This window comes from Micromonospora sp. MP36, from assembly GCF_008119785.1.
Classification (GTDB): domain Bacteria; phylum Actinomycetota; class Actinomycetes; order Mycobacteriales; family Micromonosporaceae; genus Micromonospora.
Window position 1 is genome coordinate 1 of record NZ_VSFA01000142.1, and the last position, 15,023, is coordinate 15,023.

Annotated in this window: 14 protein-coding genes and 2 pseudogenes; 9 read left to right on the plus strand and 7 right to left on the minus strand. The window is 68.9% G+C overall.

The annotated features are described in order from the left end of the window. Window positions 1-301: 301 nt before the first annotated feature. Complete coding sequence (locus FXF52_RS37335; RefSeq protein ID WP_255472758.1) at window positions 302-1,471, minus strand: winged helix DNA-binding domain-containing protein; 1,170 nt, start codon at window positions 1,469-1,471, stop codon at window positions 302-304. A gap of 127 nt (window positions 1,472-1,598) precedes the next feature. Continuing rightward, window positions 1,599-2,744 (minus strand): epoxide hydrolase family protein, encoded by a 1,146-nt coding sequence (locus tag FXF52_RS37340; RefSeq protein WP_148804393.1) that lies wholly within the window; start codon window positions 2,742-2,744, stop codon window positions 1,599-1,601. Window positions 2,745-2,807: 63 nt separating this feature from the next. Here FXF52_RS37340 and FXF52_RS37345 point away from each other — a divergent pair, with 63 nt between their 5' ends. From FXF52_RS37345 to FXF52_RS37355, 3 genes are all read left to right on the plus strand, one after another. After that, entirely contained in the window at window positions 2,808-3,809 is a 1,002-nt protein-coding gene (locus FXF52_RS37345) for a YafY family protein (RefSeq protein ID WP_148804394.1), read from the plus strand. A 91-nt stretch (window positions 3,810-3,900) separates the two neighbouring features. Further along, the gene (locus tag FXF52_RS42155) at window positions 3,901-4,146 is read left to right on the plus strand and encodes a hypothetical protein (protein WP_187413943.1); all 246 of its coding nucleotides are present in this window, start codon (window positions 3,901-3,903) and stop codon (window positions 4,144-4,146) included. Between the two features lie 32 nt (window positions 4,147-4,178). Further along, the gene (locus FXF52_RS37355; protein ID WP_187413944.1) at window positions 4,179-5,330 is read left to right on the plus strand and encodes a low temperature requirement protein A; all 1,152 of its coding nucleotides are present in this window, start codon (window positions 4,179-4,181) and stop codon (window positions 5,328-5,330) included. Window positions 5,331-5,598: 268 nt separating this feature from the next. On the opposite strand, the gene FXF52_RS37360 is transcribed toward FXF52_RS37355, so the two are convergent. Further along, window positions 5,599-5,952, minus strand: a complete 354-nt coding sequence (locus tag FXF52_RS37360) for an SgcJ/EcaC family oxidoreductase (RefSeq protein ID WP_222870891.1) — start codon at window positions 5,950-5,952, stop codon at window positions 5,599-5,601. Window positions 5,953-6,095: 143 nt separating this feature from the next. Here FXF52_RS37360 and FXF52_RS37365 point away from each other — a divergent pair, with 143 nt between their 5' ends. Next, the gene (locus FXF52_RS37365) at window positions 6,096-6,698 is read left to right on the plus strand and encodes a TetR/AcrR family transcriptional regulator (RefSeq protein WP_148804397.1); all 603 of its coding nucleotides are present in this window, start codon (window positions 6,096-6,098) and stop codon (window positions 6,696-6,698) included. A 133-nt stretch (window positions 6,699-6,831) separates the two neighbouring features. On the opposite strand, the gene FXF52_RS37370 is transcribed toward FXF52_RS37365, so the two are convergent. Both FXF52_RS37370 and FXF52_RS37375 read right to left on the minus strand, forming a co-directional pair. Then, window positions 6,832-7,863, minus strand: coding sequence for a nitronate monooxygenase family protein (locus FXF52_RS37370; protein ID WP_148804398.1), 1,032 nt, complete (start codon window positions 7,861-7,863; stop codon window positions 6,832-6,834). Between the two features lie 208 nt (window positions 7,864-8,071). After that, window positions 8,072-8,761, minus strand: coding sequence for an SDR family NAD(P)-dependent oxidoreductase (locus FXF52_RS37375; protein WP_255472759.1), 690 nt, complete (start codon window positions 8,759-8,761; stop codon window positions 8,072-8,074). A 223-nt stretch (window positions 8,762-8,984) separates the two neighbouring features. On the opposite strand from FXF52_RS37375, the gene FXF52_RS37380 reads away from it, so the two are divergent. From FXF52_RS37380 to FXF52_RS37390, 3 genes and pseudogenes are all read left to right on the plus strand, one after another. Further along, window positions 8,985-9,287, plus strand: a complete 303-nt coding sequence (locus tag FXF52_RS37380) for a muconolactone Delta-isomerase family protein (protein ID WP_148804400.1) — start codon at window positions 8,985-8,987, stop codon at window positions 9,285-9,287. A 165-nt stretch (window positions 9,288-9,452) separates the two neighbouring features. Further along, the gene (wrbA, locus tag FXF52_RS37385; RefSeq protein ID WP_148804401.1) at window positions 9,453-10,061 is read left to right on the plus strand and encodes an NAD(P)H:quinone oxidoreductase; all 609 of its coding nucleotides are present in this window, start codon (window positions 9,453-9,455) and stop codon (window positions 10,059-10,061) included. Between the two features lie 502 nt (window positions 10,062-10,563). Continuing rightward, a pseudogene (locus tag FXF52_RS37390) lies at window positions 10,564-10,896 on the plus strand (conjugal transfer protein TraC); the annotation flags it as partial. 21 nt (window positions 10,897-10,917) lie between these two features. On the opposite strand, the gene FXF52_RS37395 reads toward FXF52_RS37390, so the two are convergent. Further along, on the minus strand, window positions 10,918-11,268 hold the full coding sequence (locus tag FXF52_RS37395) for a hypothetical protein (RefSeq protein ID WP_255472760.1): 351 nt from the start codon (window positions 11,266-11,268) through the stop codon (window positions 10,918-10,920). 68 nt (window positions 11,269-11,336) lie between these two features. On the opposite strand from FXF52_RS37395, the gene FXF52_RS37400 reads away from it, so the two are divergent. Continuing rightward, the gene (locus FXF52_RS37400) at window positions 11,337-12,599 is read left to right on the plus strand and encodes an IS630 family transposase (RefSeq protein WP_148804403.1); all 1,263 of its coding nucleotides are present in this window, start codon (window positions 11,337-11,339) and stop codon (window positions 12,597-12,599) included. 122 nt (window positions 12,600-12,721) lie between these two features. Continuing rightward, window positions 12,722-14,863, plus strand: a complete 2,142-nt coding sequence (locus FXF52_RS37405; protein ID WP_255472762.1) for an alpha-galactosidase — start codon at window positions 12,722-12,724, stop codon at window positions 14,861-14,863. 40 nt (window positions 14,864-14,903) lie between these two features. Here the strand turns inward: FXF52_RS37405 and FXF52_RS37410 are convergent. Further along, window positions 14,904-15,023, minus strand: a pseudogene (locus FXF52_RS37410) (IS5/IS1182 family transposase); the annotation flags it as partial.

Below are 15,023 nucleotides of genomic sequence, written 5' to 3' on the forward strand. Positions count from 1 at the left end.
AACAGCTTCCTCGTCTGGAGCGCGGAAGTAGTCGTAAAAATGAACCACAGATGCCTCCCGATCGGCTGCTACGCCCAAGGCCGCCCTGAGCTGCGAGGCCCATCATGACGCACAGTTGCGACGCAATCCTGAGCGAACATCGGCGTTCTGCGGGTCACGGTCCAGCCGCCGAAAGCCGCCCAGTACAGCTACCAGTACCGCGAGCGCCACCATCGTCCGTGGCGGCAACCCGGGCTCGGTTGCCCACAGCAGCCCGTTCGGCACATTCGCGCTACCAGCCCATCGCCTTGTGCCCGCCGCCCTACGCGTGGCCGCTGGTGGTGACTGTGCCGATGGTCAAGCGTGGCTCGCCCTCCTGAATCTCTCCGATACGCTTCGCCTGGTCGTCGAGTTCCCGGCGCTCGGTAGCGGTGAGCGCGGTGAACGGTTCGACCGTGATGTGCAGCGCGCGTCCGGAGCGGCGGTAGTGCCAGATCCCGGCAATGGTGCCGTCGATGAGCAGTACCGGGAAGTTGCCGGCCTGGCCGCCGGAGAGCGCGCGTTGCGCGGCAGGTCCGGGGAAGAGCCGCTCACGCGGATGGCAGCCGACGGTGTAAGCGTCGAAGTACGGCAGTACCCGCACCCCATGCGGTGGCACGGGTGGAGGCGCGGTGTCGCCGGCCGGGACCCACGCGACGGTGCCGGCGACGTCGACCTGTTGCAGTTCGCCGGCGAGGGAGTCGAACAACTGGGTTGCCCAGCGGCCAGGTGCGGAAAGCCACTGCGCGAACTGCTGCGGTGTGGCCGGCCCGTACGCGTGCAGGTAGCGTCGGACCAGGCCGGCGAGGGCGTCGGGTGCCGGGGCGGGCTGGAATCCTGGCAGCCACCGTTGCGGGCTGGTGTAGGTCGCTTTTCGTCCCCGGTTCGGGCCGTAACAGAGTGCCCCGCGGTGCGCGGCAAGGTGCATCGCCTGCCGCCAGCGCGGCCACATGCCGCCGAACCCGGGCACGACCGGGTCGGCGGCCCAAGAGCCGGTGCGGGCGACAACCGCTGCGGTGAGCTCGTCGATGGTCAGTTCCGCGTCGGCCAGTGCTTCCTCGATCGCCGAGACGACCTCGTCGGTCTGGTCTCTGGTCAGCCGCGCGTCGGCGGGCAGGCTGTTCGAGGACGGTGGCAACGCGCCGAGCGCGCCGGTCCACAGTGGTAGATCACGCGTCGGCAGCAGGTGCACGGTGCCGCGCGGCCCGAACGTCTTGACCAGGCTACGTTCCTTCCACAGCGCGTCTCGAACGTCGTTGCGGGTGATGCCGGCTACGCGCAACCCGATGGACACCTCGGCGGCGGAGAGCACTTGAGCGTGCGCGCCGCACATGGCCGCCACGGCGTCGGCTGGTCGGCCGCCTACCGGAGCGGACAGTCCGTGCCGGTCGAGCCGCCGGCCCCATACGTCGGGCCAGGACAGCCGCGGCAGCATCGTCGAAAGGTTGGTCATCGAGCACGTCTCCCCGGCGTCGTGGTTCGGGTGGGCGTTCCCAGGCTCGGATGACCTCGGAACGTGGCGTCTCGCCGCCCGGATCGGGCGGTCCGGGCGACGAGACGGCCGGCCTGGCTGGGTGCGGTCAGCGGAGCTTACGGAAGAACTCGCGCACGTCGCCGACGAGGAGGTCGGGTGCTTCCAGGGCGGCGAAGTGCCCGCCGCGGTCGAACTCGGTCCAATGCACCACGTTGTGGTCGCGTTCGGCGAGGGGCCGGATGGTGATGTCGTTGGGGAACACCGCCACCCCCGTCGGTACCGTGGAGCGTGGCTTGGCCTGGCCCCAGGTGTGGGCGTCTTCGTAGTAGATGCGGGCGGCGGATCCGGCTGTGCCGGTCAGCCAGTACACCGAAGTGTCGGTGAGGATCAGGTCGCGGTCGACAGCGTCCTCGGGTAGGGCTGCGTTCGGGTCGGTCCATTCCTTGAACTTCTCGACGATCCACGCCAGCTGGCCGACGGGGGAGTCGGTGAGGGCGTAGGCGATTGTCTGCGGCCGGGTTGACTGGACGATGGCGTACCCGCTCATGTCCCGGCCCCAGGTCGTCATGAGCGCGAGGCGGGCCTGGTCGGCTTCGGTGAGGCCGGCCAGCTCGGCTGGATCACCGGAGGGGAAGGTGCCCAGGTTGTTGACGTGCACGCCGATCACGTGGTCGGGGTCGATGCGGCCGAGTTCGGGGGAGACGATTGCTCCGGTGTCGCCGCCTTGGGCGCCGTAGCGGTGGTAGCCGAGGCGGTTCATCAGTTCGGCCCAGGCGCGGGCTACCTGGTTGGTGTTCCAGCCTGGGGCGGCGAGCGGGCTGGAGAAGCCGAAGCCGGGCAGTGATGGGGCCACGACGTGGAAGGCGTCGGCGGGGTCGCCACCGTGCCGGGCGGGATCGGTCAGCGGACCGATGATCTTCATGAACTCCACGACCGAGCCGGGCCAGCCGTGGGTGAGGATGAGCGGCAGCGCGTCCGGCTCGGGCGAACGCACGTGCAGGAAGTGCACCGTCTGCCCGTCGATGACGGTGGTGAACTGGGGAAATTCGTTCAGCCGTGCCTCGTGGGCGCGCCAGTCGTACTTGGTCTGCCAGTAGTCGGCCAGGTCTTTCAGATAGTCCAGCGGCACCCCGGCCTCCCACCCGGCGCCGGGCACCTCACCCGGCCAACGGGTGTGGGCGAGCCGCTGACGCAGGTCGTCCAGGTCGTCCTGCGGGATGTTGATCTGGAACGGGATGATCTCTTCGCTCATGGCAGTCACACTACGAAGCAGCTAGGACAGCTTCCGCCCTAGGCGGATGGCAAACTTCTGGGCATGTTGGAAACCTCCGCCCGACTGCTGCGGCTTCTCGGACTGCTGCAAACCCCGCGTGACTGGACCGGCGCAGAGCTTGGGCAGCGTCTTGAGGTCGACGTGCGGACCGTGCGGCGTGACATCCAGAAACTGCGCGACCTCGGCTACCCGGTGCACGCCACCCCCGGCGCGGCCGGCTACCGCCTCGGCGCCGGAACGAAACTCCCGCCGCTGCTGCTCGACGACGACGAGGCCGTCGCCGTCGCCATCGGGCTACGCACCGCCGCCAGCGGCACGGTCACCGGCATCGAGGAAACATCCCTACGCGCACTGGCCAAGCTCGAACAGGTACTGCCCTCGCGGGTACGGCACCGGGTCAACCTGCTGCACTCGGTCACCGTCACGGTCCCCGCCACCGGCCCCACCGTGGACCCGGACGTGCTGACCGTCCTCGCCGCCGTCTGCCGCGACCACCAGCGGCTCCGCTTCGACTACCACAGCCACGACGGCACCACCTCGGTACGCGACACCGAACCTCACCGGCTGGTCCACACCGGCCGGCGCTGGTACCTGGTCGGCTGGGACACCGACCGGCGCGACTGGCGCACCTACCGGGTCGACCGGATCCGCCCCCGCATCCCGACCGGCCCTCGCTTCACACCCCGACAGGCACCCGACGTCGACATCGCCGCCTACCTCACGCACGGTGTCTCCACCGCCCCCTACCGCTACCAGGCCCGAATCACCCTGTACGTGCCTGCCGAGACCGCCGCCGAACGGATCCCGCCCACCGTCGGTGTCATCGAAGCCGCCGACCCGCACACCTGCCTCCTGCACACCGGCTCCAACTCCCTCGACGAAATCGCCGTCTACGTCGCATCGTTCGGCTTCCGCTTCCAAATCCACCAGCCACCCGAACTCATCGCACACATCCGACACCTCACCGCCCGACTCGCCGAGGCCGTGACCAACGACCCGGTACGCGACGACGAGTTTCGCCCTGACGGCTCGACCAAGACGTAACCGGCGGCGCGAACCTCGACCACGTAGTCAGGCCGCCACAGCAGCTTCGCGGCGGCCGGAGGCGCGGATCGGGCCGGACAGGTCCCCGCGCGTGACGGCCGCGGCCACGACGCGTTCGGCGCGACGGCGGCGCATCCGCAAGGACCGGCGCGGTCACGCCCTGCTCGGCGGCCAGGCGCTCGATCAACGCGTCGCCGAAGCGGGTCGCGCTGATCAGGTCGGCGGCTTGGTGTTCTGCCCCGGCTGGCACCGATGGTTGCCCGCGCGGACAGCCAGGAATCACCGGCGGGAGCTTTGCCGGGAAGATGCCGCAGAGGTGGTCACGGCGGTGGTATGAAGTGTCGAGGGCGTCAGGGGGGCGACGTGAGGATGCGGGCTCCGCTGCTGCGACAGCGTGACGAACCGCTCAGTGCGTCCTTCCTGGAACTGTTCTTCGATCTGGCATTCGTGTTGGCGTTGAGGCAGCTGTCCGGGGTCCTTCTGTCCGACATGACTGTCGCCGGAGCGTTGAAGACCGTCCTTCTCCTGTTGCCTCTGTGGTGGGTCTGGGTGGTGACCACCTGGTTCTCCGACTGGTATGCACGCGCCAACCGCAGGGTGCGGACTCTGCTGCTCGGCTCGACCCTGGGCGTGATCTTGATGAGCGCCGCTGTCCCGTACGTTGAGGAGGGGCAGGCGGTTCTCTTCGCCGGCACCTACGTCGCCGTTCACGGCGGCCGAAGCGGTTACGCGTCGCTGGCACTGCGGCGGCATCCGCTGCGCAGGCGCCCCTTGAGAATCTTCGTCTGGTTCAGCACGTCTGGGGTCCTGTGGCTGGTGGGGGCATTCTGGGCGGCGGTGCGAATACCGACGTGGGTGGCGGCCTTCGCACTCGACTATTCCGGGCCGCTACTGGGATGGTGGGCGCCACGGCTTGGCCGGGCGCGGCCGGAGGAACTGCAACTGCGAGGGGGCCATCTCACCGAGCGGTACCAGCAGATTTTCATCATCGCTCTCGGCGAGCTCCTGTTCTCCGCCGGTCTGGCGTACTCCCATACCGACAAGGATCTCCTCCACTCTGCTGCGTTTTTGGTGGTATTCGCTGCAACAGTGCTGATCGGGTTGTCGTACGTCACTCCGGCGGGAACGTATCTCGGCGCCGCCATTGAGAAGCGTGGTCTGTCCTGGTTCGGCACGCTGAATGGCTATCTGCATCTCATCATGATCGCCGGCGTCCTGGCCTCCTCCGCCGCCGCTGAAGCTGTCATCGCGCATCCGACCGAACGGGGACCCGGCGCTGCCTTCGCCATCACGGTCGCCGGCCCCGCTCTGTTTCTCACCGGTCGGGTCCTACTGTCCGCCACCATCTACCGCCGGCTGTCCTGGCCCCGCCTGATCGGCCTGCTCGCCGTGCTCGTTGCCGCCGTCACTGCCCATTGGCTGCCGCTGATCGGCGTCAGCTTGACAACGACCGGAGTGCTTCTGGTGGTGGCCGTCGTCGAGAACCGGCCCACCCAGCCGCATCCGACCGGCAGCGAGTAGCTCAGACGACGCAGTGAACCCGGTCGCACAGCCGGGGACGATTGTGTCGGTGGGTGCAGCTCCGGCTCCGCCCACCGGCCGGCCGCCTCCCTGCGGTGGGGGGAAGCTCTCAAGGCGGCGTCTTTCTGCGGGTTGCGGTGGGGTCGGTGACCGGCGTTTTGGCCGCCGTCGAGGTGCAGGATCTCGCCGGTGACGAAGGGCGCGGACTCGAGGTCGACGACCACGCGTGGGCGAGGATCAGCGTCTGCTGCCGGTGGGTGTCGGCCTGCTACTGCTCGGCGGCGACGCGGGACACGTGGTACTGCCGGATCCGCCAGCCGCCGTCGTCGCGGCGGAGGACCAGCGACAGATGCACATGGGCCTCCCAGCCGTGCGCGTCGCCGAACGTGACGTCCGCGAAACCTCCGGCGACCTGCTCGCCGATCGTGTATGTATGCAGGACCGTCGCCTCGGCCCTTCGGCCGGCCGGTACGGCTTCGTAGTAGCCCCGCACGGCGTCCCGGCCCGTGAGGACGGCAGGTCCGAAGCCCTGGAAGAGGGCGTCGAGGGTGAACAGATCGGCCATGGCGTCGGGCTGATGGCCGTCGAAAGCGGCGTTCCAGCGCCGCAGGACCTCATGCATCGGATGGCTCATTGCTTCGGCCTTCGTCTGTGTGTGCGGGTGGGCAGCGGCTTCCGCCGTGAGCGGTCGCGGACTGCGGCCGAGCGGCGGGCTAGCTGACCGGTCTATTACCAGACTAGTCGAGCGGTCGTATACTTGCAAGCATGGGACGGACCAGTGACGCCAGAGAGAAGATCATCAGCGCCGCTCAGTCGCTCATCGAGCTGCGTGGTTACTCGGCGCTGGGCGTGGCCGAGATCTGCAAGACAGCCGGGGTGCCCAAGGGGAGCTTCTACTACTTCTTCGAGTCCAAGGAAGCTCTGGCCCTGGCAGTGCTCGACGAGCACTGGGCCGGCCAGCGCCGCGAATGGACCCGCGTCCTGCGCAGCGACGCCGAACCCCTGCAGCGGCTGCGGCAGCTCTTCGAGGAGACCGAGGCGAGCCAGCGAGCGGGGCAGCAGAGCTGTGGCACCGTCTCCGGCTGCTTGTTCGGGAACCTCACGCTGGAGCTGAGCAATCAGACCGAAGCGATCCGCCGGCGCCTGCAGGAGATCTTCGACGCCCAGGTCGACATGGTGGAGTCGGTCGTGGTCGAGGCGCGTGAGCGCGGCGAGGTCACTGTCGCCGACCCCCGTGAGGCGGCGCGATCCGTCGTGGCGCAGCTCGAAGGACAGGTGCTGTTCGCGAAGCTCTACAACAACACATCCCAGCTGAGCGTTCTGTGGGCGAACTGCCTGGCCCTGCTGGGCGCCCGGACGCCGCGGTAGGCAGCGGCCGAGGTACGAGCGCCGGTCCGCTGCCGGCGGGTCGGAGAGTCGGCGGCGGGTCGCAGTCCTGGCGGTCGGTGGCCCGGCGAGCCGAACCGCCGGTGGTTGATGCGTGGCGGGTGCCCACGGGCGCTCAGGCGTGGGAGGCCAGCCTCCGCAGGATCTGGGCGGCAGGCTCGGCGGTGGCGTGGCGGTACCCGGTTCCGGCCCACAGATTGATCCGTTCGGGGTCGCCTGCCGCGGCGGCGGCCTGGCGCATCGGCCTGGTCAGATGGTGCAGAGCGGGGTAGCCGGAGGGGGCGAGGTCGCTGTAGTGGTCGGTGAATCGGTTGGGCAGTGCCCGTGCGGGCCGGCCCGTGAACGCCCTGGTCACGACGGTTCGGCGGCGCGTGGGGTCGGCCAGGGCCGCCCTGTGGGGGAGTGACGTGCCGGCTTCGTCCGCCCTCAGCAGGACGGTGCCGACCATTACCGCCTCGGCCCCGGCGCGCAGTGCCTCGGCCACGTCGGCCGGAGTGGCCAGCCCGCCTGCGGCGACGAGCGGCAGTGACACCGCCTTCCGTATCCGCCCCAGCAGATCGGTCAGCGGGATGGAGGCCGGGACATGCTCCGGGGTGAGCGTGCCGGAGTGCCCTCCGGCTGCCGACGCCTGGACGGCCAGCACATCGGCGCCCGCGTCCGCGGCCAGGCGGGCCTCCGCGGGTGACGTGACGGTCTGGACGACCAGGGTTCCGGCGGCGCGCAGCGAGGCGATGGCGGCGGCGTCCGGGATGGCGAAGGTGAAGCTGACGACCGGTACCGGTGCGGACAGCAACAAGTCGATCTTGTCCGACCAGTGGTCGTCGTCCTCGACGATTCCCGCTTCCTGAACGTCGAGTTCATAGGCCCGGGCTTCGGGGGCGATCGCGGCGGCGTAGCGCCGGAAGGCCTCCGGATCGACCGGCAGGGGGCTCGGCGCGAAGAGGTTGACCCCGAAGGTGATGCCGTGGCGTCGGACCTCGGCGATCTGCTCGGCGAGCGCGTCGGCGGTCTTGTATCCGCCGGCGAGGAACCCCAGGCCGTTCGCCCGGGCCGCCGCCGTGACCAGTGCGGGGGTGCTGGGACCGCCGGCCATCGGCGCGGCCAGAACCGGGTTGTCCACGCCGAGAGCGTCCAGTGGCGAAGCCATGGGGTGTCATTTTCCTCGTGAGATGGGGACGGACGTGATTCGGGCCGGGGGAGTGGCCCGTCCGGGCCACTCCCCGCAAGGCTTGGTGCCGGTCGGTTCGTCGTCGGCACCGGACGGGCCGCCGGTAGCCGATTCCAGGCAGCCGGCACGGGCGCGGATGGCGCATGCCGCCTCGGGCCCGCGCGGGCGAGCCCGAGCGTGTGTGCGCTCAGTACCCGGCGCTCTGCCCGCCGTCGACGTGGAGGATCTCGCCGGTGACGAACGGGGCGTTCTCGAGGTAGACCACCGCGTCCACGATGTCGCTCACCTCACCCATGCGGCCGACCGGATGCAGTGCCGCGAGTGCCGCGTGGTGCTCCTCGGGATGCATGGGCGTCTTGATGGTGCCCAGCGACACGGCGTTGCTGCGGATGCCGCAGCCGGCGTACTCGATGGCCAGCGCCTTGGTGGCGGACTGCAGACCGCCCTTGGTCAGGGAGGCGAGCACGGAGGTCACGCTGGAGTTGGCCTGGTCGGCAAGCGTGCTCGTGATCTGCACAACGTGACCGCCGCCCTGCTTGAGCATGCGCTCCACCGCGAGCTGGGTGATACGGAAGAAGCCGTTCAGATTCACACCGAGCACCGTGTCGTAGTCGTCCTCGGTGTAGTCGGTGAAGGGCTTCGCGATGAAGATCCCCGCGTTGTTAACCAGCGTGTCGATACGGCCGAACCGCTCGACACCCGCGGCGATGACGCGCTCGGCGGTCGCGCGGTCGGCGATGTCGCCCTGGACGGTGACGACCTCCGGGTCGTCTGACGTGGGGATGCGGCGCGAGGTGGCGACGACGCCGTAGCCCAGCTTGCGGTAGGCGGTGACAAGCCCGGCTCCGATGCCCCGCGACGCACCGGTGACGACCACGACCTTCTGAACCTGTGTGCTCATGATGACCTTTCTCGGGGAGATGGCGACTACACTAGCCGACCGGTCAGCTATAGTAGTAGACGACCGGTCGAAATACTTCAAAGGGCGTGCCTGCCGCCGGATGGCAGGGCGCGCCCGTGGAATGCATCGGCGCCAACAACGCCTTCTGCACGTCGCCGCGAGGGGCCGGGGAGGCCCCGCAGAGAGAAGGAGAAGCGCTATGAAGGAGTTCCTGGTCGAGCTCACCACCACCGTCCCCGAGGGCACCGACCCGGCCGAGGTCGGCCGTCGTCGTGCCGCGGAAGCCGTGCGGGCCGGGGAGCTGGCCGCCGCCGGTCACCTCGTCAGGCTGTGGCGCCCGGTCGGCGAGCTGCGCAGCATCGGTGTGTGGCGGGCCGCCGACGAGGGTGAGCTGCACGAGAAGGTGCTCGGCACGCTGCCGCTCTGGCCGTGGATGACTTCGGTGGTGACGGCCCTGGAGCCCCACCCCAATGACCCGGGCAGGGCTGCCGTCACCGCCTGATCGCACGGCCCCGACGGGCCTCGTCGCCCCCCGGCCGCAACCGCGGCGTCCGGTCTTTGACTTCATCTGGACCGGTCGTCTACCTGTATTAGTAGACCGGTCGTCTAGTTGACCGGACTTCCGACAACACCCACCAGAATCCCCACAAGGAACGGAGCCACCGCCGTGGCCACTCCCGTCAAGCTTTCGATCATCTACTACTCCTCCACCGGCACCATCACCGAGATCGCCAAGGAGCTGCGTGATGCCGGTGTGAAGGCCGGTGCCGAGGTCCGCCTGGTGAAGGCCGCCGAGCTGGCCCCACGGGCGGCCATTGAGGCCAACCCGGCATGGGCGGCCAACCATGCCGCCACCGTGGACATCCCCGAAGCGACACCCGAGGACATCGAGTGGGCCGACGCCGTACTGTTCGGATCAGCCACCCGGTTCGGCAACATCTCCTCGCAGCTCAAGCAGTTCATCGACACCCTCGGCGGGCTGTGGGCACAGGGGAAACTGGCCGACAAGGTCTACAGCGGCTTCACCTCGTCCGCGACCCTCCACGCCGGCCAAGAGACGACGCTCCAGGCGCTCTACACCAGCGTCCACCACTTCGGCGGCATCGTGGTCGCCCCCGGCTTCACGGACCCGGTCAAGTTCGCCGACGGTAACCCCTACGGCACCTCGCACGTGGACGGCCAGGGCACGAACCCGGTGGACGACACCACCCGCGCCGCCGCCCGACACCAGGCCGAGCGCGTGGTGAGGATAGCCGCACAGCTCAAGGCAGCCTGACCGGCCGACCGGAGCGTCAGCACAGGCCGGCGCCGCCGCCACCGGCGGCGCCGGCCGAGGCGTTCACCGCCCTGCCGCAGGACGCCGCCTCGGCCGGGCCCGCAGCGATTCGGCCTGCCCGGCCAGACAGCGCTCACGGGACCGTCCTCACGACGCCGTGCTCATAGCGCCGTACTCACGAGGCCATGGAGTCGGCGTAGGAGACGCTCCCGTCGCACTCGGGGCGTTCCTTTCGCGACGGTTTCTCTTCCACTGAGCACGCCGTGCTCCGGTCCTTCGGGCCGGCGAGTCACGGCGCCTGGCGGTCGCAGGCGAACGTCGGTGAGCGCGATGAACGCTGTGGTCCCGAGCTCCTGTGGCGTGGGGCCGGCAGGTGTCGGGTGTTCGCGAGCCGTTGCGCGAGAGCGGCCACGGCTGTGCGGTCACCTTCGAGGGCAAGGCGTTCGTCGTCGGCGAGGTCGAGTTGCTCGAGCATTTGATCGATCCCATCGTTGCTCCGCATGCCGAAAGCAGCCGCAAACGCAACGCCGGCCTCACCATGACCACCCCGGACGTCGCCGACGTGCTCGGCACCGACCTCGGTCAGGCGGTCGCAGCCAACGCGGCCACCCAGGTGCTACTCAAGCAGGCCCCCAGCCCATCGACGCCGTCGGGGACGCCTTCGGGCTCACAGATGGGGAACGGCGGATGCTGCTGGCGGCCCGCACCGGCCACGGGGCTGCTGATCTGCGGCACCAACCGCACCAGCCTCGAAGCCATCGCCTCCGACGCCGAACGGCTGCTGTGCACGACAGATTCCGGGTTCGATTCCGAAGATCTCGACGGCCTCAACTGAAGTCCTAAGTGCTGATCGACGTTAATTCGTCGGGGGTCGAGTCCAGGCGGTGGGGTCGTTGAGGTAGAGGCCGCAGGCGCAGTCGAGGGCTTCCTCGGCGGTGCCGGCGCTGTGGCCGCTGGGCAGGTATGAGTCTTCGTAGCCGTTCTTGCTGGCGAGGTAGATCGCGAAGCCCCACAGGTTGGCGTAGCCGCTGTAGCGCAGTCTGAACAGCGGCAGGGTGGTGCCGTCGGCCAGGCGCCCGTCGACGTAGGCGAACACGCCGCGGTAGCGGACCGATACCGCGGTCAGGGCGGGCCAGCGGTTGCGGGCGTGTTCGCCCAGGCGTTGGCGTAGCGACGTCTTGGTCGACTCGGGTGGGGGCTTGGCCACGGCTGCCATACTGCCGCAGCCGGGACGGCGTGTCGGTGCGGGTGCTGCGGCGTGTGGGGTGGCAGAACATGCCGATGCCCCCGACAAGTCCATATCCGGTCATCCTCGATCCCGATGAACGTGACGAGCTGCGGGCGCTAGCGCGCCGGTCTAGCGCCGCGTTTCGGCTGGTGCTGCGGGCACGCATCGTGTTGGCCGCTGCGGACGGTGCCACGAACGCTGCGAACGCCGCCCGACACGGGGTGCACGTGGACACGGTGCGCAAGTGGCGGCGCCGGTTCTGGGAACGTCGGCTCGAAGGGCTGGCCGACATGGACCGGCCCGGCCGTCCACCGGTGTTCACGCCGGTGCAGCAGGCGCAGGTCAAGGCCCTGGCCTGTGAACTGCCGGCCGACCGCGGGGTGCCGCTGTCGCGGTGGAGCACGGCCGAGTTGGCAGCCGAGGCCGTCACTGCCGGGATCGTCGAGGACATCTCCGGCTCCACCGTGGCCCGCTGGCTTGCCGCCGACGCGATCAAGCCCTGGCAGCACCGGTCGTGGATCTTCCCTCGTGATCCAGACTTCGCCGTCAAGGCTCACCTGGTGCTCGATCTTTACGAACGGACATGGCAGGGCCGAGCCCTCGCTGACGACGAGTTCGTGATCAGCGCCGACGAGAAGACCTCCATCCAGGCCCGCTGCCGCTGCCACCCCACCCTGCCACCGGGCCTGTCCCGCCGGATGCGCGTCGAGCACGAGTACGACCGCGGCGGAGCACTGGCCTACCTGGCCGCACTCGACGTGCACCGCGGCACGGTCCACGGCCGCTGCGAACCCACCACCGGCCTGGCCCCGTTCGCGCGGCTGGTCGAGCAGGTCATGACCCGTGAGCCCTACGCCTCAGCACGGCGGGTGTTCTGGATCGTCGACAACGGCTCCTCCCACCGCGGCCAAGCATCCATCGACCGCATGGCCACCGCGTGGCCCAATGCCACGCTTGTGCATACCCCGCTGCACGCCAGCTGGCTGAACCAGGTGGAGATCTACTTCTCCGTCGTCCAACGCAAAGTCGTCACACCCAACGACTTCCACGACGATGCGTTCGGCGCGCCGGCGCCGCATGCGCAGGACCGACGCGGTCACGCCCTTCTCAGCGGCCAGGTGCTCGATCAGCGCGTCGCCGAACCGGGTCGCGCTGATCAGCTCGGCGGCTTCGGCGGTGATCAGGCCGGCGGCGGCTGCCCGGCCGAGCAGGAGGTCCGGGTGCCCGTAGGGCATCCTCGGCGAGCGCGGGCTGCCCGGGGCAAGGTGTTGGGAACTCTCCCTTCCGCGCCTGTGGGAGGCCCGAGATGAGATGACAAGGACTGTGGACCAGGAGAACGCCTGGCGGGCGGCCGTAGCGGTCCACACGGCCGGCCAGGAGTCATTGACATGGAACAAAATTCCATGAAGGCTCGACAGCCAGTTCTTTGTTGATGTTCCACATCTCGGAGGCCTCGGTGGCCGATACCTCCACCCACACTGCCATACGGTTCCTGCCCGAGCACCGGGCGTTCACGCTCACCGGCCAAGCGTTCAGTTACATCTTCGCGGTCGATCTCGATGACGTGGTCCTGCGCCATCTGCATTGGGGCGCGCGCCTTGGTGATGACGATGTGTCGCTCTTGATCTACGACGCCCCCCGAAGGATCGGCTCCAACACCTGGTCCCGGCCCCGCGCCCACACGGAGGAGCTGGTCGCGCACGGCGGTCTGCGTTTTGACGAGTGCGCCTTGAAAGTGGAGTTCAGCGACGGCGTGCGGGGGCTGGAGCTGGCATACGCCGATCACGAGATATCCGGGAACGAGCTTGCGGTACGGCTGTGCGACCGGCACTACCCGCTAGATGTGGTGCTGCGCTACCGGGTGTACCCGGGGGCTCTCGAGCGGTGGATGGAGGTGGTCAACACGGGAGACGATGCCATCGTGCTCGACAGGTCGGCGTCGGCAAGCTGGGCGCCGCCGTGGCTTGCTACTCCGATGGCGACCTGGCTGCCGGGCATGTACGCCGCGGAAACGCAGGTGACCCGCGCCCCCCTTGGGGTCGGCCGGCTCGTGCTGGAGTCGCGGCGGGGTGTTCCTGGCCATGCGGCCCATCCTTGGATGGCCGTCGACGGCGGTGCTGACGAGGAGCACGGCGAGGTGTGGAGCGTCGCGGTCGCGTGGAGCGGATCCTGGAAGATCGTCGCCGAGCACGCCTTCGATGGCGCGGTCCATCTGACCGCAGGTCGCAACGACTTTGACCTGCGCCAGCCGCTTCGACCCGGCGAGTCGGTGGTGCTGCCGGCTACGGTCGGCGTCTACAGTGACGGCGGGTACGGCGAGTTGACTCGCCGTTGGCACACCCACGAGCGCCAACATGTCGTTCCCCGTCCACGCCACGCCCGCCCGGTCCTCTACAACGGCTGGGAGGCGAGCTTCTTCACTGTGGCTCACGATCAGCAGACGGCCCTGGCCAAGCGGGCGGCCGACCTGGGCGCGGAGATGTTCTTCATCGACGACGGATGGTTCCTGCGCCGCTTCGACGAGACCGCCGGGTTGGGGGACTGGACTGCCGATCCGGACAAGCTGCCGGGCGGGCTGGCTGCTCTCGCCGACGAGGTGCACGCACGGGGCATGGCGTTCGGAGTGTGGGTCGAGCCGGAGGCAGTCAACCCGGACAGCGACCTGTTCCGTGCGCATCCAGACTGGATCTACCAATGGCCCACCCGTGCTCGCAGCCTCGCCCGTAACACCCATTTGCTCGACCTCGGTCGTCCCGCGGTGCGCAGCTGGATGTTCGAAGCGCTGGACGCGCTGCTGCGCTCGGCCGACATCGACGCGTTGAAGTGGGATATCAACCGCCCGATGAGCGAGTCAGGCACCGCCGGCTCGGAGCCGGCCGCAATCGGGCATGTGCGGGGCCTGTACGAGGTGATCGATCGGCTGCGCGCTGCACATCCTCACGTGATGATCGAAAGCTGCGCTTCCGGAGGCGGGCGGGCGGACCTGGGCATGCTGGCCCGCACGGAATGGGCATGGCCGAGCGACAACACAGACGCGCTCGAGCGGCTCGCGATCCAGGAGGGGTACGGCTTCGTTCACTCTCCGCACACGATGATGTGCTGGGTCACCGACTCGCCGTCGTACCTCGGCAAACGGGCCGCACCGTTACGGTTCCGGTTCCACGTGGCGATGTGCGGAATCCTCGGTATCGGCGGCGACCTCACCGGCTGGTCGGACGAGGAAATGGCCGAGGCGGCAGGGTACGTGAAGCGGTACAAGGAGATTCGCGAGACGGTTCAGTTCGGCCAGTTGTATCGGCTTGCCTCGCCCCGGCGGGGCGAGTTTTCGTCCTTGAGCTACGTGGCGTCGGACGGGTCGCAGGTCGTGCTCTTCGCATTCGCGCAAACCGTTCGATACTGCGTGCAGACGCGGCTGGTCCGACTTCGCGGCCTGCAGCCTGACGCTGTCTACGAGAACGTGGACACCGGCGGGCGTTTCAGTGCCGCATACCTGGTCGGCCACGGCCTGCGCGTGTCGCTGGTCGGCGACTACGCCAGTGAGCTTGTGGTGCTGCGTACGGTCTCCCCCACCTGAGAGGGCGTCTGATTCACGTATTTTGCGGGTGATGCCGGCTTCAGATGTCTCGCCAGGTTGGGGTGGTTTCGTTGGTGAGGCGTTTGGTGAGGTTGTCGATCATCGCGATGCGGATCATGCTGGCGGAGTTGTCGGGCAGGGCTTCGTAGTCACGGGCCAG